Annotated in this window: 11 protein-coding genes and 1 pseudogene; all 12 read left to right on the top strand. The window is 54.3% G+C overall.

Translation table 11 applies throughout. From position 1 onward, the window contains the following. Window positions 1-2 precede the first annotated feature (2 nt). The 12 genes and pseudogenes from BUA56_RS15275 (at window position 3) to BUA56_RS15330 (ending at window position 16,609) form a co-directional block, all read left to right on the top strand. Window positions 3-1,667 (top strand): recombinase family protein, encoded by a 1,665-nt coding sequence (locus BUA56_RS15275; RefSeq protein ID WP_044478882.1) that lies wholly within the window; start codon window positions 3-5, stop codon window positions 1,665-1,667. 94 nt (window positions 1,668-1,761) lie between these two features. Then, window positions 1,762-1,845, top strand: a pseudogene (locus BUA56_RS15280) (Maff2 family mobile element protein); the annotation flags it as partial. 19 nt (window positions 1,846-1,864) lie between these two features. Then, complete coding sequence (locus BUA56_RS15285; protein ID WP_072853258.1) at window positions 1,865-2,734, top strand: VirB6/TrbL-like conjugal transfer protein, CD1112 family; 870 nt, start codon at window positions 1,865-1,867, stop codon at window positions 2,732-2,734. A gap of 194 nt (window positions 2,735-2,928) precedes the next feature. Beyond that, window positions 2,929-3,447: an MT-A70 family methyltransferase gene (locus tag BUA56_RS15290; protein WP_423241202.1), complete on the top strand. Its 519-nt coding sequence runs from the start codon at window positions 2,929-2,931 to the stop codon at window positions 3,445-3,447. 19 nt (window positions 3,448-3,466) lie between these two features. Then, the gene (locus BUA56_RS15295; RefSeq protein WP_072853262.1) at window positions 3,467-3,871 is read left to right on the top strand and encodes a PrgI family protein; all 405 of its coding nucleotides are present in this window, start codon (window positions 3,467-3,469) and stop codon (window positions 3,869-3,871) included. 13 nt (window positions 3,872-3,884) lie between these two features. Further along, on the top strand, window positions 3,885-6,242 hold the full coding sequence (locus BUA56_RS15300) for a VirB4-like conjugal transfer ATPase, CD1110 family (RefSeq protein WP_423241203.1): 2,358 nt from the start codon (window positions 3,885-3,887) through the stop codon (window positions 6,240-6,242). Window positions 6,243-6,343: 101 nt separating this feature from the next. After that, entirely contained in the window at window positions 6,344-8,422 is a 2,079-nt protein-coding gene (locus BUA56_RS15305) for a CD1108 family mobile element protein (RefSeq protein ID WP_072853320.1), read from the top strand. Window positions 8,423-8,455: 33 nt separating this feature from the next. Beyond that, entirely contained in the window at window positions 8,456-8,725 is a 270-nt protein-coding gene (locus BUA56_RS15310; RefSeq protein ID WP_072853265.1) for a DUF4315 family protein, read from the top strand. Beyond that, window positions 8,715-9,422 carry a DUF4366 domain-containing protein gene (locus tag BUA56_RS15315; RefSeq protein ID WP_072853267.1) on the top strand — a complete coding sequence of 236 codons (708 nt, stop codon included), beginning with the start codon at window positions 8,715-8,717 and terminating at the stop codon, window positions 9,420-9,422. The genes BUA56_RS15310 and BUA56_RS15315 overlap by 11 nt, the downstream gene beginning before the upstream one ends. Then, window positions 9,419-9,604, top strand: coding sequence for a hypothetical protein (locus BUA56_RS15320; protein ID WP_072853269.1), 186 nt, complete (start codon window positions 9,419-9,421; stop codon window positions 9,602-9,604). The genes BUA56_RS15315 and BUA56_RS15320 overlap by 4 nt, the downstream gene beginning before the upstream one ends. A gap of 15 nt (window positions 9,605-9,619) precedes the next feature. After that, window positions 9,620-11,716, top strand: coding sequence for a DNA topoisomerase 3 (locus tag BUA56_RS15325; protein ID WP_072853271.1), 2,097 nt, complete (start codon window positions 9,620-9,622; stop codon window positions 11,714-11,716). A 213-nt stretch (window positions 11,717-11,929) separates the two neighbouring features. Next, window positions 11,930-16,609 carry a YodL domain-containing protein gene (locus BUA56_RS15330; RefSeq protein ID WP_084067989.1) on the top strand — a complete coding sequence of 1,560 codons (4,680 nt, stop codon included), beginning with the start codon at window positions 11,930-11,932 and terminating at the stop codon, window positions 16,607-16,609. Window positions 16,610-16,611 lie beyond the last annotated feature (2 nt).

The raw sequence follows: 16,611 nt of genomic DNA on the forward strand, positions 1-16,611 counted from the left end.
TTATGATGAACGGATTAGATTATGACGTGATTGGCACGGCGCTTGCCGGGGGATTCCGGGCAGCTATCTATTGCAGGCTCTCGAAAGACGATGACCTTCAGGGCGAGAGTGCCAGCATCGCAAACCAGCGGGATATGCTGGAAAAGTTCTGTGAAAAGCAGGGATGGGAGGTTGCGGCAGTCTATCAGGACGACGGCTTCACCGGCCTGAACATGGAACGCCCCGACCTGAAACGGATGTTGAAGGCCATTGAGCGGAAGCAGATAAACCTTGTCATTACGAAAGATTTATCAAGGTTAGGGCGGAACTACTTGCAGACCGGGCAGCTTATCGAGGACTTCTTCCCAAGGAACGGCGTGCGCTATATCGCCATGAATGACGGTATCGACACCATGCGGGACAACAACGACATTGCGCCCTTCAAAAATATCCTGAATGAGATGTACAGCAAGGATATTTCCAAGAAAGTCCATTCTTCCTATGTGCTGAAAGCCCAGAAAGGCCAGTTCACCGGCTGCCTTGCCCCCTTCGGCTACAAAAAAGACCCGGAGGACAGGAACCGCCTGCTGGTAGACGAGGAAACCGCCCCGGTTGTCCGGCTGATTTTCGGGTATGCGCTGGACGGGCACGGCCCCAACTACATCCGGCGCAGGCTGGAGGAAGAAAAGCACCCCTGCCCCACATGGTGGAACCGGCAGCGTGGGCACAGGAACATCCGCACCAAATGGGAGAAGAAAGACCCGGAGAATGGGCGGTACATCTGGGATTTTACAGTGATTAAGGAAATCCTGATGAACCCCGTCTACACCGGCGCAATCGCTTCCCAAAAGACCGAGTACCGCTTTAAAATCGGCACTATCCGGGACAAGAAGCCGGAGGACTGGATTGTGGTGGAAGGGACGCATGAGCCGCTGGTGGACAAAAAGAGTTTTGCCATCGTGCAGGAGAAGCTGAAATCCCGCCAGCGGCCGGGGCAGTCCGGGGAGCCGAGCCTGTTTGCCGGACTTCTCAAATGTGGTGAGTGCGGAAAGTCCCTGACTGTCCGCTACACCAATGCCAAGCACCCCCAGAGGATTTATTCCTGCAAGACTTACAATGCCTTTGGGAAACAGCACTGCACCCAGCACCGGATTGATTATGACACGCTCTATGCCCTTGTGCTGAATAAAATCCGGGAGTGCGCCGCCGCTGCCCTGACCGACAGTGAAGCGGTGGCCGGGCGGCTGACCGACACCTGCGAAGCCGAGCAGAAAGGCCAGAGGGAAGCGATGGAGCGCACCCTTGCCAAAGACGAGGAACGGATTGAAGTGTTGGAAAAGATGGTGCTGCGGCTCTATGAGGACATGGTTGCCGGACGAATCACAGACGCAAACTTCAATCTCCTGCTGGAAAAGACGCAGAAGGAACAGGCGGAATTAAAGGCAAAAGTCGAGAAAGGCAGGAAGCACCTTGCCGATGAAATCCGGCTTGCCGTGGACGCAAGGCAGTGGGTGGAATCCATACAGGAATACCGGGACATCACCGAACTGGACGCTTCCACCTTAAACCGCCTGATTAAAGAAATCGTTGTCCATGAAACCATAGGCAGCGATAAGACAAGACACATTTCTATCGAAATTCATTTTAATCTCAAACCCATACCGGAAGTGGAGCAGGTCACAGGCTGACCGCTCCCCGCTCCGGGGAGGTTCTTTAAAAACTCCATATATATTTCTTGACGTGCCGCCGCCCGCCAGAAAGCTGTATTGTTCCTACTAATTGGGGATAACACAGCTCATGGCGGGCGGCGGCGTTGCCCTGATCGGCATGACCCTTGTACCCCTGCTTTCCGGGCTGTTCGGTTAAAAAGCGCAGGTAAGAGCCTATGCAGAGCATACTTGACGCGATCACGGAATGGATAAAGGAAATCCTCATAGGAGCCATTAACGGGAACCTGTCAACTATGTTCGGGGACGTAAACGAGAAAGTCGGCACAATCGCCGCCGAGGTAGGGCAGACCCCGCAGGGGTGGAACGCGGGCATTTTCAGCATGATACGCTCATTATCAGAAAATGTCATTGTCCCCATAGCGGGGCTTGTCATTACTTACGTCCTATGCGTGGAGCTAATCAGCATGGTAACGGAAAAGAACAATATGCACGACGTTGACACATTTATGTTTTTCAAGTGGTTTTTCAAGGCGTGGGTGGCGGTGTACCTTGTCACCCACACCTTTGATATTACTATGGCAGTCTTTGACGTTGCGCAGCACGTCGTTTCCGGCGCGGCGGGGGTGATAAGCGGCAGCACAGAAATTGACGTTGCCGCCGCCCTTGCTTCCATGCAGGAGGGGCTTGACGCAATGGAAATCCCCGAACTTTTATTACTGGTTATGGAAACAAGCCTTGTGAGCCTTTGCATGAAAATCATGTCCGTACTGATAACCGTTGTCCTCTACGGCAGAATGATAGAAATTTACCTTTACTGTTCTGTGTCGCCTATCCCATTTGCAACAATGACAAATAAAGAGTGGGGGCAGATCGGCAACAACTACTTAAAAGCCCTGTTCGCTATCGGCTTTCAAGGCTTCCTCATTATGGTGTGCGTCGGCATTTACGCGGTGCTGGTGAACAACATAACAGTGGCGGACAACCTACACAGCGCGATATTCTCCCTTGCTGCTTATACGGTGATCCTCTGCTTTTCCCTGTTCAAATCCGGCGCACTTGCTAAGTCCATTTTCGCGACGCACTAAAGGCGTGTCAAGGGCAGGGTGGAGATTTTCAGAGCGAAGCGGAGAAAATACGACCCGACCTTGACGCGGGAAAACCCCATAGAATAGGGACAGGCAAAGGGCAAAGATTGACCTTTGCCTTGATTACCCTTTATGGAGCTTAAAAGGAAGCATACGGAAAGGAGGGACAAGAAACCATTGAAAAGAAATACGGCATAATCTACGCCGATCCCCCGTGGAAGTACGCACAGAAGCGGCTTTCCGGCGCGGCAGAACACCACTACCCGACCATGAGCATAGAGGAATTATGTGCGCTTTCAGTCGTGGATATTGCGGCAGAGGACAGCGCACTTTTTTTGTGGGCGACATTCCCACAGCTCCCCGAAGCCCTGCGGCTTATCAAGGCTTGGGGCTTTTCCTACAAGACCGCCGCCTTTGTATGGCTGAAACTCAATAAAAAGTCCTATACATGGTTTTACGGCTTGGGGTTTTGGACGCGGGGAAACGCGGAACTCTGCCTGTTTGCTACACGGGGACACCCAAAGAGAAAATCGGCGGGTATTCATCAATTCATTATCTCCCCCATAGAGCAGCACAGCAAAAAGCCGGACATAACGCGGGAAAAAATCATTGCCCTTATGGGCGACATTCCCCGGATAGAGCTTTTCGCAAGGCAGGAAACAGCGGGCTGGGACACATGGGGGAATGAAACAAAGAACAGCATAGAGCTTTGACGGAAAGGAGGTTTTCGGTATGGCGTATGTACCCGTACCAAAGGATTTATCAAAGATAAAAACAAAAGTCGCTTTCAACCTCACGAAGCGGCAGATCGTTTGTTTCGCGGCAGCACTCATTACAGGCTTGCCGCTTTTTTTCTTGCTAAAGGACAGCGCGGGAACCAGCGCGGCGGCATTTGTGATGATCGTCGTCATGCTCCCCTGCTTCCTCATGGCAATGTACGAGAAGCACGGACAGCCCCTTGAAACCGTGGTGAAAAACATCATACAGACAAAATTTGTCCGACCAAAGGAGCGACCCTATCAGACACAAAATCTATACGCTGTCTTGGAAAGACAGCGGAAACTGGAAAAGGAGGTATCAGCGATTGTCAAAGGAACCAACCAAAGGCGGCGCACCGGGAAAAAGCCCCGGAACTAAGGCGAAGCGGAAACTGACCCGCAGCGAGAAGAAGCAGATCGCCGCCGCAATCAGACAGGCAAAGGGGGACGGAAAGGCGCACACCGCCCAGCAGACAATCCCCTACATCAACCTGTACCCGGACGGGATATGCCGGATAACGGAAAAGAAATACAGCAAGAGCATTGTCTACGAGGATATAAACTACCAGCTTGCACAGGCAGACGACAAGACCGCCATTTTTGAAAACTGGTGTGACTTCCTCAACTATTTTGACGCTTCCGTATCGGTGCAGCTCTCTTTCATCAATCAAGGGACGCAGCGGGAGGAAGCGGAAAAAGCAATCAACATTCCGGCACAGGAGGACGCTTTCAACTCTATCCGCACGGAGTACGGGGATATGCTGAAAAGCCAGCTTTCCAAAGGGAACAACGGGCTTGTGAAGCACAAATATATCACGTTCAGTATTGAAGCGGACAACATGAGCGCGGCAAAATCCCGGCTTTCCCGTATCGAAACGGACATACTGAACAATTTCAAGGTGCTGGGGGTATCTGCCCGACCGCAGACAGGCTATGAACGGTTACAGACCATGCACGGGGTATTCCACCCGGAGGGGGAGCCGTTTCAATTTGATTTTTCATGGCTTGCCCCGTCCGGGCTTACCACAAAGGACTTTATCGCCCCGCCCTCATTCCGTTTTGGCGAGGGGCGGTATTTCCGCATGGGGAAAAAGATTGGCGCGGTGTCGTTCTTACAGATACTTGCGCCGGAGTTAAACGACCGCATTTTAGCGGATATGTTAGACCTTGAAACGGGTGTGATTGTCAACCTGCATATCCACAGTATCGACCAGACGGAAGCAATCAAGACCGTCAAGAGGAAAATCACCGACCTTGACAAAATGAAGATCGAGGAACAGAAGAAAGCCGTCCGCGCAGGGTACGACATGGATATAATCCCGTCCGACCTTGCCACGTTTGGCGGCGAAGCGAAAAATCTCTTGCAGGATTTACAGAGCCGCAATGAAAGAATGTTCCTCTTGACGTTCCTTGTGGTGAACATGGCAGACACAAAAAGGAAGCTGGAAAATGACATTTTCGCGGCGGCGGGAATTGCACAGAAATATAACTGCGCCCTCACCCGCCTTGACTACCAGCAGGAAGCGGGGCTTATGTCAAGCGTCCCTATCGGTGAAAACCTTATCCCCATTCAAAGGGGACTGACAACCAGCAGCACGGCGATCTTTATCCCTTTTATCACACAAGAGCTATTTCAGAGGGGCGCAAGCCTTTATTATGGCTTAAATGCCCTTTCAAACAACATGATACTCTGCGACCGCAAGCAGCTTAAAAACCCCAACGGCTTAATCTTGGGAACGCCGGGAAGCGGGAAATCCTTTGCGGCAAAGCGGGAAATGACAAACGCTTTCCTCATTACGGACGACGATATAATCATCTGCGACCCCGAAGCAGAGTATTACCCCCTTGTGCAGCGGTTACAGGGACAGGTGATAAGGCTTTCCCCCACCAGCCCGCACTACGTCAACCCTATGGATATAAACCTCAATTACAGCGAGGACGACAACCCGCTTGCGCTGAAATCCGACTTTATCCTCTCCCTTTGTGAGCTGATCGTCGGCGGCAAGGAGGGCTTACAGCCCGTGGATAAGACCGTCATTGACCGCGCTGTTAGGAACGTGTACCGCCCGTTTTTAGCAGCCCCCGACCCGGCAAAAATGCCAATCTTGGGCGACCTTTACGACGAGCTATTGAAGCAGCCGGAGCCGGAAGCGGCGCGTATCGCGGCGGCATTGGAGCTTTACGTTTCCGGGAGCCTTAACGTCTTTAACCACCGTACCAACGTGGAACTTGAAAACCGCCTTGTATGCTTTGACATCAAGCAGCTTGGGAAGCAGCTTAAAAAGTTAGGTATGCTCATTGTGCAGGATCAAGTGTGGAACCGCGTCACCGTGAACCGGGCGGCGAAAAAATCCACACGGTATTTTATGGACGAATTTCACCTGCTTTTGAAAGACGAGCAGACCGCCGCCTATTCCGTGGAGATTTGGAAACGTTTCAGAAAATGGGGCGGCATACCGACCGCGATCACACAGAACGTCAAGGATTTGCTTGCTTCCCGCGAAGTAGAGAATATCTTTGAGAACAGCGATTTTGTCCTCATGCTCAATCAGGCGGCGGGCGACCGGGCTATCCTTGCGAAGCAGCTCAATATCTCCCCGCAGCAAATGTCTTACGTCACCCATTCCGAAGCGGGCGAGGGGCTTTTGTTCTATGGCAACGTCATTCTGCCCTTTGTAGACCGTTTCCCCAAAGATACCGAGCTGTACCGTGTTATGACGACAAAGCCGGAGGAAGTGGGCGGCGCGTAACCCGCAGATTATTTTATCAGCCTTGCGCCCTCTTGGGGGGCGCAGTTTGGAGGTGAACCACCATGAAGCAGTACAAAGCCCGTGACAAGATCACGCAGAAAATGAGCCGCGACGGGGCTATCGAGATAAACGCGGCGACAGGGAAACAAAAGCGTATCAGCAAACGGGCGCGGGAAGCTGCCTTACTGAAAACGCCGGAGCAACAGGCAGCACAAGACGCACAGGCAGCGCAGCCCATACCGGGCAATCCCGCGCCGGACATATCCCCCAATGCGCCGCCCCTGCCCCATGCGCCGGGGACGGAAGCCGCACAGGACACGGGAACCGCCGAGCGCGTCTTAGAGCATATCGACGGGGCGCACACCCGCAGAGCCAGCAAAAAGGCGGCACGGAAAGCACAGGCAGAAGCAGAAAGCCGCGCCCGCACTTCCCGGCTGCAATTCACCGAGGAAGAACGGGCAACGCCGGAGCTGGAAAAGTATATCAAGAAATCCGACAAAGCCGCTGACAGGCTGGACGAAGCAAGGGCGAAAATCCCAAAGGAAAAGAAACTTGTGGGGGAGCGTACCTTTGACGAAGCCACCGGGAAAGGCAAGACCCGCCTGCGCTTCGAGGAACGGGAAAAGCCCATGAACGGCGGCAAAGACCATAAAAACCCGTTATCCCGCCCCGCGCAGGAAGCGGGTATTTTCGTCCATAACAAGGTACATTCCGTGGAAAAGGACAATTCCGGCGTGGAGGGTGCGCACAAATCCGAGGAAACCGCCGAAAAAGCCGCGAAGTACGGGGCGCGGAAAGTCAAGGAGGGCTACCGCAGCCACAAGCTCAAACCCTACCGGGCGGCGGCAAAGGCTGAAAAGGCGGCGCAGAAAGCAAACGCCAACTATCTCTACCAAAAGGCACTCCATGACAACCCGCAGATCGCCGCGTCAAATCCATTCTCCCGGTATATGCAGAAGCAGCGTATCAAAAAGCAGTATGCAAAGTCTGTCAAGGCACAGGGCGCAAAGTCTGTCAAGAACGCAGCGGAGAACACAAGAAAAGCCGCCAAAAAGACCGCCGAGGGAACCAAAAAGGCAATCGCATTTGTGGGGCGACACCCGGCGGGCGTATGTATCGCCATAGGTGCGCTGCTGCTTTTCATTATGATTTCTTCCGCATTATCTTCTTGTGGAGCTATGTTTTCCGGCATGATTAACGGCATTGTCGGGACTTCCTACACGTCGGAGGACGCGGATTTAGTCGCCGTGGAAAACAACTATGCGGCACTGGAAACGGACTTGCAGCGCAGGATTGACAATATCGAGCGCGACAACCCCGGCTATGACGAGTACCGCTATGACCTTGACAGTATCGGGCATAACCCCCATGAATTAGCGTCCTATCTGACCGCGCTTTTACAGACCTACACCCCGGCAACCGCACAGGCAGAAATACAGCGTATCTTTGAACTTCAATATACCCTCACTCTGACGGAGGAAGTGGAAATACGTTACCGCACAGAAACAAGCACAGACCCGGACACCGGGGAAACCACCACCGAGGAAGTCCCCTATGAGTATTTTATCCTCAATATCAAGCTGGAGAACAAGCTCATATCCGAGCTTGCGCCGGGACTGCTTACCCCGGAGCAGCTTGAAATGTTCCGGGTGTACTTGGAAACCAGCGGAAACAAGCCCCTTATTTTCGGCGGCGGTTCCCCGGACGGGAACCCGTCGGAGGATTTAAGCGGGGTGCAGCTTGTAAACGGCACACGCCCCGGAAATACCGCCGTGGTAGACCGGGCAAAGTCACAGGTAGGCAATGTAGGGGGACAGCCCTATTGGAGCTGGTACGGCTTCAACAGCCGCGTGGAATGGTGCGCCTGTTTCGTTTCATGGTGCTACAATCAAGCCGGGAAAAGCGAGCCGCGCTTTGCCGCGTGCCAGTCACAGGGCGTACCGTGGTTCCAGTCACGGGGGCAATGGGGCGCGAGGGGCTATGAGAATATCGCCCCCGGCGACGCGATCTTTTTTGACTGGGACGGGGACGGGAGCGCAGACCATGTGGGGCTTGTAATCGGCACGGACGGGCAGCGCGTTTACACCGTCGAGGGCAATTCCGGCGACGCTTGCAAGATAAAAAGCTACCCCCTTGACTATGGCTGTATCAAAGGGTACGGCTTGATGAATTGGAACTGAACACATTTTTGACTATGAAAGGAGTTTTACACTATGGCAGCAAACAAGATTGACCGTATCAACCGGGAGATTGAAAAGACCCGCGAGAAGATCACCGAGTATCAGAACAAGCTCAAAGGGCTGGAAGCGCAGAAAACCGAAGCGGAGAATTTGCAGATCGTCCAGCTTGTGCGCTCTATGCGGCTTTCCCCGCAGGAGCTTACCGCCATGCTGCAAAACGGGGCAATCCCCGGCATGACCCCCGCGCCCGCTTCTTACGGCGCAGACAACGACGAACAGGAGGAAAACGAAGATGAAGAATAAGAAAACCCTTAAAATGCTTTTGACCCTTTGCGCCGCCCTTATCCTCATGGGCGGCTTTTCCGTCACCGCCTACGCGCAGACCCCGGAGGGACAGGACGATGCGACCGACGACAGCGGCGTTGTCTACGAGGAACCCGAAAAGGAAGAACCCCTCACCCCGGACGGGAACGCGACGCTGGTTGACGATTTCGGCGGCAACAAGCAGCTTATCACCGTGACGACCAAAAACGGCAATTATTTTTATATCCTCATTGACCGGGACGACGAGGGCGAGAACACCGTGCATTTCCTCAATCAAGTGGACGAAGCCGACCTCATGGCACTCATGGAGGACGGGAACACCACCACGGAGCCGCCCGCAGTCTGCAACTGTACGGAGAAATGCGAAGCCGGGAAAGTAAATGTGAGCTGCCCCGTCTGCAAGGACAACATGACCGCTTGCAGCGGCAAGGAAGCGGAGCCGGAACCCGACGAGCCGGAGGAACCAAAGGAGAAGAAAACAGGCACGGGCGGGCTGCTGCTCTTTCTGATCGTCGCCATTGCCGGGGGCGGCGGTGCGTTCTACTACTTTAAGGTTATGAAGCCGAAGCAGGACGTAAAGGGCGGCACTGACCTTGACGATTTCGATTTTGACGATTACGACGAGGACGAGCCGGAACCCGACGACGACGGGGGAACGGAGGACGAGGAAGCATGACCCTGTTCACCGACAACCCCTTAGAAAGAATGATGATACAGAAACCGGGCGACGGGCGGCGTGGGAAACCGCCGCCCGCTTCCATTCCCCCGCGCTGCAAGGGCTGTCCCTACAACCGGGAGCCGCCCTGCGTGGGGTACTGTATCAGAAAGCTGACGGAAAAGAAAAACACGGGAAAATGAAAGGAGGAATTTTTATTGACTTCACATAGATTAGTCATTGCAGAAAAGCCCAGCGTCGCGGCAAGTATCGCCGCCGCGCTTGGGGTAAAAGAAAAAAAAGACGGATATATCGAGGGCGGGGGCTACCTCATTTCTTGGTGTGTCGGTCATTTGGTGGAGCTTGCGGACGCTGCCGCCTACGGGGAGCAGTATAAAAAATGGAGCTATGAGAGCTTACCCATTCTGCCGGAGGAATGGCAGTACACCGTTGCCGCCGACAAAGAGAAGCAGTTCAAGATATTAAAAGAGCTTATGCACCGCGCCGACGTTTCCGAAGTGGTGAACGCCTGTGACGCTGGGCGCGAGGGGGAATTGATTTTCCGCTTTGTGTACGACGTGGCAAAATGTAACAAGCCTATGCGCCGCTTGTGGATTTCCTCAATGGAGGACGCGACGATCAAGGCGGGCTTTGCAGACCTTAAAGACGGGCGGGACTATGACGCGCTCTATGCTTCCGCATTGTGCCGCGCAAAAGCCGACTGGATTATCGGTATCAACGCAACGCGGCTTTTCTCCTGCCTGTATCACAAGACCTTGAACGTGGGGCGGGTACAGACTCCCACACTGAAAATGCTGGTTGACCGGGGCGAAGCGATCTCCCATTTCAAGAAAGAAAAATATTACCATGTGCGGCTTGGCTTCTCCGGCGCGGAAGCCGTAAACGAGAGGATTTCAGACAAGGGGAAAGCCGACGCGCTGAAAGCTGCTTGTGAAGCGGAAACGGCGGTATGTATTTCCCTCACCAAAGAGAAAAAGACCGCCGCCCCGCCGAGGTTATTTGACCTCACTTCCTTACAGCGGGAAGCCAATAAAATCTACGGCTACACGGCGAAGCAGACACTTGACCTTGCACAGACCTTGTATGAAAAGCGGCTGCTTACTTATCCCCGGACAGACAGCGCATTTCTTACGGACGATATGGAGGACACGGCGGCAAAGACTGTTACCATGCTGTCCGGGAAACTCCCCTTTATGGAGGGCGCGGAGTTTACCCCGGACGTTTCCCGGACGCTTGACAGCAGCAAGGTTTCAGACCACCACGCCATTATCCCCACTATGGAGCTTGCAAAGACCGACCCTGCCGCCCTGCCGGAAAGTGAACGGAATATCCTCACCCTTGCCGGGGCGCGTCTTATTTTTGCTGCCGCCGAGCCGCATATCTTTGAAGCGGTCACGGCGGTTTTCTCATGCGCCGGTACGGAGTTTACGGCGCGGGGAAAGACAGTGCTTGCGGGCGGCTGGAAAGACCTTGAACGCCGCTACCGGGCGACCTTAAAGGGCAAGCCCGATCCGGAGGATATGGAGGAAGAAAACACCCTGCCGGAGCTTTCCGAGGGACAGACCTTTGAAAGCCCCACGGCAAAGGTGACAGAGCATTTCACAACGCCGCCGAAGCCCCACAACGAAGCAACTTTGCTTTCGGCAATGGAACGCGCCGGGAACGGGGACACCAACCCGGACGCGGAACGCCGGGGGCTTGGCACACCCGCCACCCGCGCCGCTGTCATTGAAAAGCTGGTGAAGTCCGGCTTTGCAGAAAGAAAGGGAAAGCAGCTTATCCCCACGCAGAACGGAGCCGCCCTTGTGTCTGTCCTGCCGGATATGCTGACTTCCCCGCAGCTTACCGCCGAATGGGAAAACAATCTGACGCAGATCGCAAAGGGAGCCGCCGACGCTGGGGACTTCATGCAGCGCATTGAAGCTATGATGCGGGAGCTGGTAAAGGAGAACACCGCCGCCGACAAAAGCAAGGCAGTTTTCACGGGTGGGGAAGAAAAGCCCTCTGTCGGGAAATGCCCCCGTTGTGGTAGCCCCGTCCATGAGGGAAAGAAAAATTTCTACTGTTCTAACCGGGATTGCGCCTTTACCATGTGGAAAAACGACCGTTTCTTTGAGGAAAGGAAAGTTGCCTTTACCCCGAAGATTGCCGCCGCCCTCTTAAAATCCGGCAAGGCAAATGTCAAGGGCTTGTATTCCCCGAAAACAGGCAAAACCTATGACGGAACCGTTGTTTTAGCTGATACGGGCGGGAAGTATGTCAACTACAAGATTGAGCTACCGAAGAAAAAATAAGTTCCGTAGCAAGCATAGGAAAAGAGTACCCTTTTCCGTAAATCCCCTTTCGACGCTGACGCGCCGGACGGGGATTTTGCTTGTTGGGAAGTGTCCCAAACCCTCTTGAAAAAATAAAAATCTTGGCAGAAAGCGCGGGTGCAGCGCAGCATACCGGGAAACAATAAAAAGGGCAGCTTCCGTAACGCTGCCGTAAAAGAAAGGAGAAAACGAATGAGCGAAACATTTTCAGTTTTAATTGACAGCCGCAACCGCTTTGAAACCGGGCAGCCGGGCGGCGAATGGCTTTCCATGCCGACTACCAGGTCACAGCTTCACGCGGCTATGAAAAGCGTCGGCATTACAGCGGATAACCCGCAGGATTTTTTCATCAATGGCTTTTCCAATACAGAAGCCTACCCTTTTGACGTGCCGCTTTCCGTGGTACAGGGCAGCACCATTGACGAGCTGAATTATTTGGGGAAGCTCTTGGAAATGCAGGGCGACGGCGACCGGGATAAATTCACGGCGGCGGTAACGCTGGGGGAACACGCCGGGAGCATGAAAGACCTTATCAACCTTGCGCAAAACCTTGACTGTTACTGGATATACCCCACTGTCCGAACCGAAGCCGACTATGGCTATTACCTCATTGACGAGCTGGACGAATTGGAGCTGCCCGAAGAAGCAAAGAAGTATTTCAAGTACGAGGAATACGGGCGGGACGCTGTAAAGAAAGACCGGGGACAGTTTACCGAGCAGGGCTATATCTACAACAACGGCAACACTTTTTCACAGTGGTACAACGGGCGCGAAAGCGACATACCAAAGGAATACAAGGTAATGAGTTTCCCGGAGCCGGAACGTCCCGCCCCGGATAAGCTGGAAAAGGACGAAGCCGCGCCGGAGCAGGAGGAACCCCAGCCGGGAACGCCGACAGGTTCCCCGCCACCGCCGCGCCCGGTCAACCCGATCATTCTCACCGCCGACAAGCCCGCTGAAAAGCTGAAAGAGATCACAGACCGCTTGGAGCAGGGTATCACGGAATTGTTTGACAGCGAACGCTACAAGGAATATCTGCAAGTCATGTCAAAGTTCCATAATTACAGCTTCAACAATACGCTGCTGATCGCCATGCAGAAGCCCGACGCTTCCCTTATCGCCGGATTTAACGCATGGAAAAATAACTTTGGACGGAACGTAATGCGCGGGGAAAAAGGCATACGCATACTTGCCCCGTCGCCGTATAAAATCCGGCAGGAGGTAGAGAAGAAAGACCCGCAGACGGGAAAGACGGTGATCGGCAAAGACGGGAAGCCCGTCACGGAAACAAAGGAAATCCAAATCCCCGCCTATAAAGTCGTCGCCGTTTTTGACGTGTCGCAGACCGAGGGGCGGGAGCTTCCCAGCCTTTCCGCAAACGAGCTGACCGGGGACGTGGAAAAATACGAGGATTTTTTCGCCGCACTGGAAAAGACCTCTCCCGTGCCTATGGGCTTTGAGAAGATCGAGGGGACAGCACACGGCTACTACCACTTGGAGGAAAAACGCATTGCCATAGACGAGGGAATGAGCGAGCTTCAGAACCTAAAGACCGCTATCCATGAGATCGCCCATGCGAAGCTGCACGACATTGACTTAAACGCCCCGCAGGAGGAACAGCCGGACAGACCCGACCGACGCACCCGTGAGGTTCAGGCGGAAAGTGTCGCTTATACGGTATGCCAGCACTACGGGCTTGACACGTCCGACTATTCCTTTGGGTACGTCGCCGGGTGGAGCAGCGGGCGGGAGCTTGCGGAGCTGAAAAGTTCCCTTGAAACAATCCGCGCCACCGCCGCCGAGATCATCAACAGCATTGACGGACACTTTGCGGAGCTGCAAAAAGAACGGGAAGCCGCAAAAGCACAGGAAGCGGAAAAAGAGCCGACACCCGACCTTGCCGCAGAGCCGACCGTCACAATCCTTTGGAGCGAGAGCAGCCAGCTACGGGAGGGCGAAACAATCCCCCTGTCCCGTGCAAATACCCTTATCGCAGAATTGGACGAAGCGAACCTTGCAAGCCCCGGTTACGACAAGACCGCTTTCCGTATTGATTATGTGATGAACGGGACAGCCGACCACTACGAGGGGCGACAGGACTTGGGCGACGGGGACGGTTCCCTTGTGGAGCATATCGAACAGTACCATACCTATTATCTGAACGATAAAGAATGGGAAAATTACCTTTTGCGCAACGAGGGCAGGGAAGCACTGGAAGCCGACAAGGAACACCGAGCAATGCTGCTGAATGAGTTTATCCCCTATCTGAAACTGCATTGTAATTTATCCGAAATGGAACGTATCGCCGGGGAAGCCCTGCAAGCTGGGGACGATCTGACACCTACGGAAACCGCCTACCATACCGCCATACAAGCCTATGTTGCCGAGTGCCGGGGGCTTGTCAATCAAGGCGAATATAACTTGCCGCCCGTCCCCCAGCTTAGGGATTTTGACGTGGAGCTGGAAGCCTACAAGGAACACGTCAAGGAGGAAATCGCACAGGAAGCGGCAGACGCGGGAATGACGGTTGAAGAATACGCCGCCAACGGGTACGAGCCTTACGCCGCGCCGGAGCAGGAAACCGCACAGACCGCCGAACCGCAGGAGCCGGGAGAACCCGAAGCACAGGAAAAGCCGCAGGAGCCGGAAAGCCCTGTTTCTGAAAAAGCAGACACGCCGGAACAGGCAGAGCCGCCCGCCGGAAAAGCAGCGCAGACTTCCACCCCGGAGCCGACGGAAACAACAGTTACATACTACCCGATCAACGAGAACGCCGCCCGCCGCGCAAAGGAAGCGATCAGCTTTTCCGATTACAAGCCCGGAAGCGCAACGGCAGAATACCGCCACTATGTAGACGAAGCCGCCGAGATTGCCGCAAGGCAGAAAAAGCGTGTTGACCCCTCTTTCCATGAAAAGATTGACGGGCTGCTTGACGCTTACGCCCGGAAGCTGGCGGCGAACATGAATAAAGGCTATGAGATCACCGCCCGCGTCCCGTCGATCATGATCGCCGGGGGAAGCAACTTCCCTGTACGCAAAAAGGAGAAGCAGAACGCCGCCGCAGATAAGAACATGGAGGAATACCGGGAGATACAGGGCTTGCTTGATAAAATCCGCAGTACCGGCATGGGCGGTATCAGTGCCGACGACCCCAACGCCGTTTCTAAGCTGGAAAGCAAACTTGCAAAGCTGGAACAGGCACAGGAAACCATGAAAGCGGTCAACGCCTATTACCGCAAGCATAAGACCCTTGACGGCTGCCCCCACTTATCCCCGGAACAGATCGAAAAGCTGAAAATGTCCATGTCCGGCAGCTACCGGGCGAACCCGAAACCCTTTGAGAGCTACCAGCTATCCAACAACAACGCGGAAATCCGCAGATTAAAAAACCGCATTACCGCCCTTACCCGGAGGAAAGAGCTTGGATATGTGGGCTGGGAATTTGACGGGGGACGTGTGGAAGCCAATACAGCGGATAACCGCTTGCAGATTTTCTTTGATGAAAAGCCGGATAAGGAAATCCGGGAGGAACTGAAAGGGAACGGCTTCCGCTATGCGCCCAGCACGGAAGCATGGCAGCGGCAGTTAAACGACAATGCGATCTATGCCGCCGATTGTATCAAGTGCATACAGCCCCTTACCGGGGAACGCCCCACCGAGTTACAGAAACGGGCAAGGCAGGAAGCCGCCGCAGAAAAAGCCGCCGCCCCGGAGCAGCCGCAGGAGGAAACACAGGGCGCGGAACCGGGGGACGCTTCCACGCCGGAAACCTTTTACAAGGTGCGGCAGAACCCATACAGCGATAGCCCGGAAAACAGCTATCTCTTGCAGGAATATGTGGCACAGGATAACGGCATGGCAAAGCTGGGGGACATTCTTTACACGGGAACCCCGGAGAAGTGCCGGGAGCTTTTGGGGAAGCTGGAAACCGGGGAGCTGACACAGGGCGACGTGAAAGACCTTTATGCAAAGGCACAGGAAGCGCAGACCGCCGCCGAGCCGGGGCAGGACGCGCCGGAGCAGACCGCCGACAAAAAAGAGCCGGACAAAGACACCTTTTCCATTTACCAGCTAAAGGACGGGGACGGTATGCGGGACTACCATTTTGAGCCATACGACCGCTTACAGGCGGCGGGGCTTTCCGTGGAAGCGGCGAATTATAATCTGATCTATACCGCAGAGTTTACGCCGGGGACTTCCCTTGAAGATATTTATACCCGCTTTAATATCGACCATCCCAAAGATTTTAAGGGACACAGCCTTTCCGTATCGGATATAGTGGTGCTTCATCAGAACGGGGAGGACACGGCGCATTATGTTGACAGTTTCGGCTATAAGGAAGTGCCGGAGTTTTTGCAGGAGCAGACACCGCAGCTTACCCCCGACACCCGCATGACCGGGGAGCAGATCAGAACGCCACGGGGGAGCTTTTCTGTAACCGATATGACCGCCGAGCAGATGAAAGAAGCCGGGTACGGGCTTCACCATACGTCGGAGGACGGGAAGTATCTCATTATGGGGAACGGGACACAGGCGTTTGCAGTCGCCGCAGAGCAGCCGGAAAAGGCGAACCCCTTAAAGCACGTCGAGGACGCTATCGAGCAGAACGACAACAATTTTGACGGTATCATCAACAACACCCCCACGCCTACCGCTGACGAGCTGGAAGCAAAGGCGAGAAGCGGCGAACAGATCTCCCTTGCCGAATATGCCGCAGCACTGAAAGCGGATAAGGAGCAGGGAAAGGAAAAGAAGCCGGGGAAAAAGGCTGAAAAGAAGCCCTCTATCCGGGCGCAGCTCAAAGCCGACAAGGAACGGGCGGCGCAGAAGAAACAGGCAAGGAATAAGTCACAGGACTTGGAAAGGAGCTGATT

Origin of the sequence: Lactonifactor longoviformis DSM 17459 (assembly GCF_900129135.1) — a bacterium.
Lineage (GTDB): Bacteria > Bacillota > Clostridia > Lachnospirales > Lachnospiraceae > Lactonifactor > Lactonifactor longoviformis.

Excerpts from the sequence above, each read along its gene's own strand:
- BUA56_RS15315 (WP_072853267.1), top strand. The coding sequence starts at position 8,715 with ATGAAGAATAAGAAAACCCTTAAAATGCTTTTGACCCTTTGCGCCGCC.
- BUA56_RS15295 (WP_072853262.1), top strand. The coding sequence starts at position 3,467 with ATGGCGTATGTACCCGTACCAAAGGATTTATCAAAGATAAAAACAAAA.
- BUA56_RS15310 (WP_072853265.1), top strand. The coding sequence starts at position 8,456 with ATGGCAGCAAACAAGATTGACCGTATCAACCGGGAGATTGAAAAGACC.
- BUA56_RS15305 (WP_072853320.1), top strand. The coding sequence starts at position 6,344 with ATGAGCCGCGACGGGGCTATCGAGATAAACGCGGCGACAGGGAAACAA.
- BUA56_RS15275 (WP_044478882.1), top strand. The coding sequence starts at position 3 with ATGATGAACGGATTAGATTATGACGTGATTGGCACGGCGCTTGCCGGG.
- BUA56_RS15320 (WP_072853269.1), top strand. The coding sequence starts at position 9,419 with ATGACCCTGTTCACCGACAACCCCTTAGAAAGAATGATGATACAGAAA.
- BUA56_RS15285 (WP_072853258.1), top strand. The coding sequence starts at position 1,865 with ATGCAGAGCATACTTGACGCGATCACGGAATGGATAAAGGAAATCCTC.
- BUA56_RS15330 (WP_084067989.1), top strand. The coding sequence starts at position 11,930 with ATGAGCGAAACATTTTCAGTTTTAATTGACAGCCGCAACCGCTTTGAA.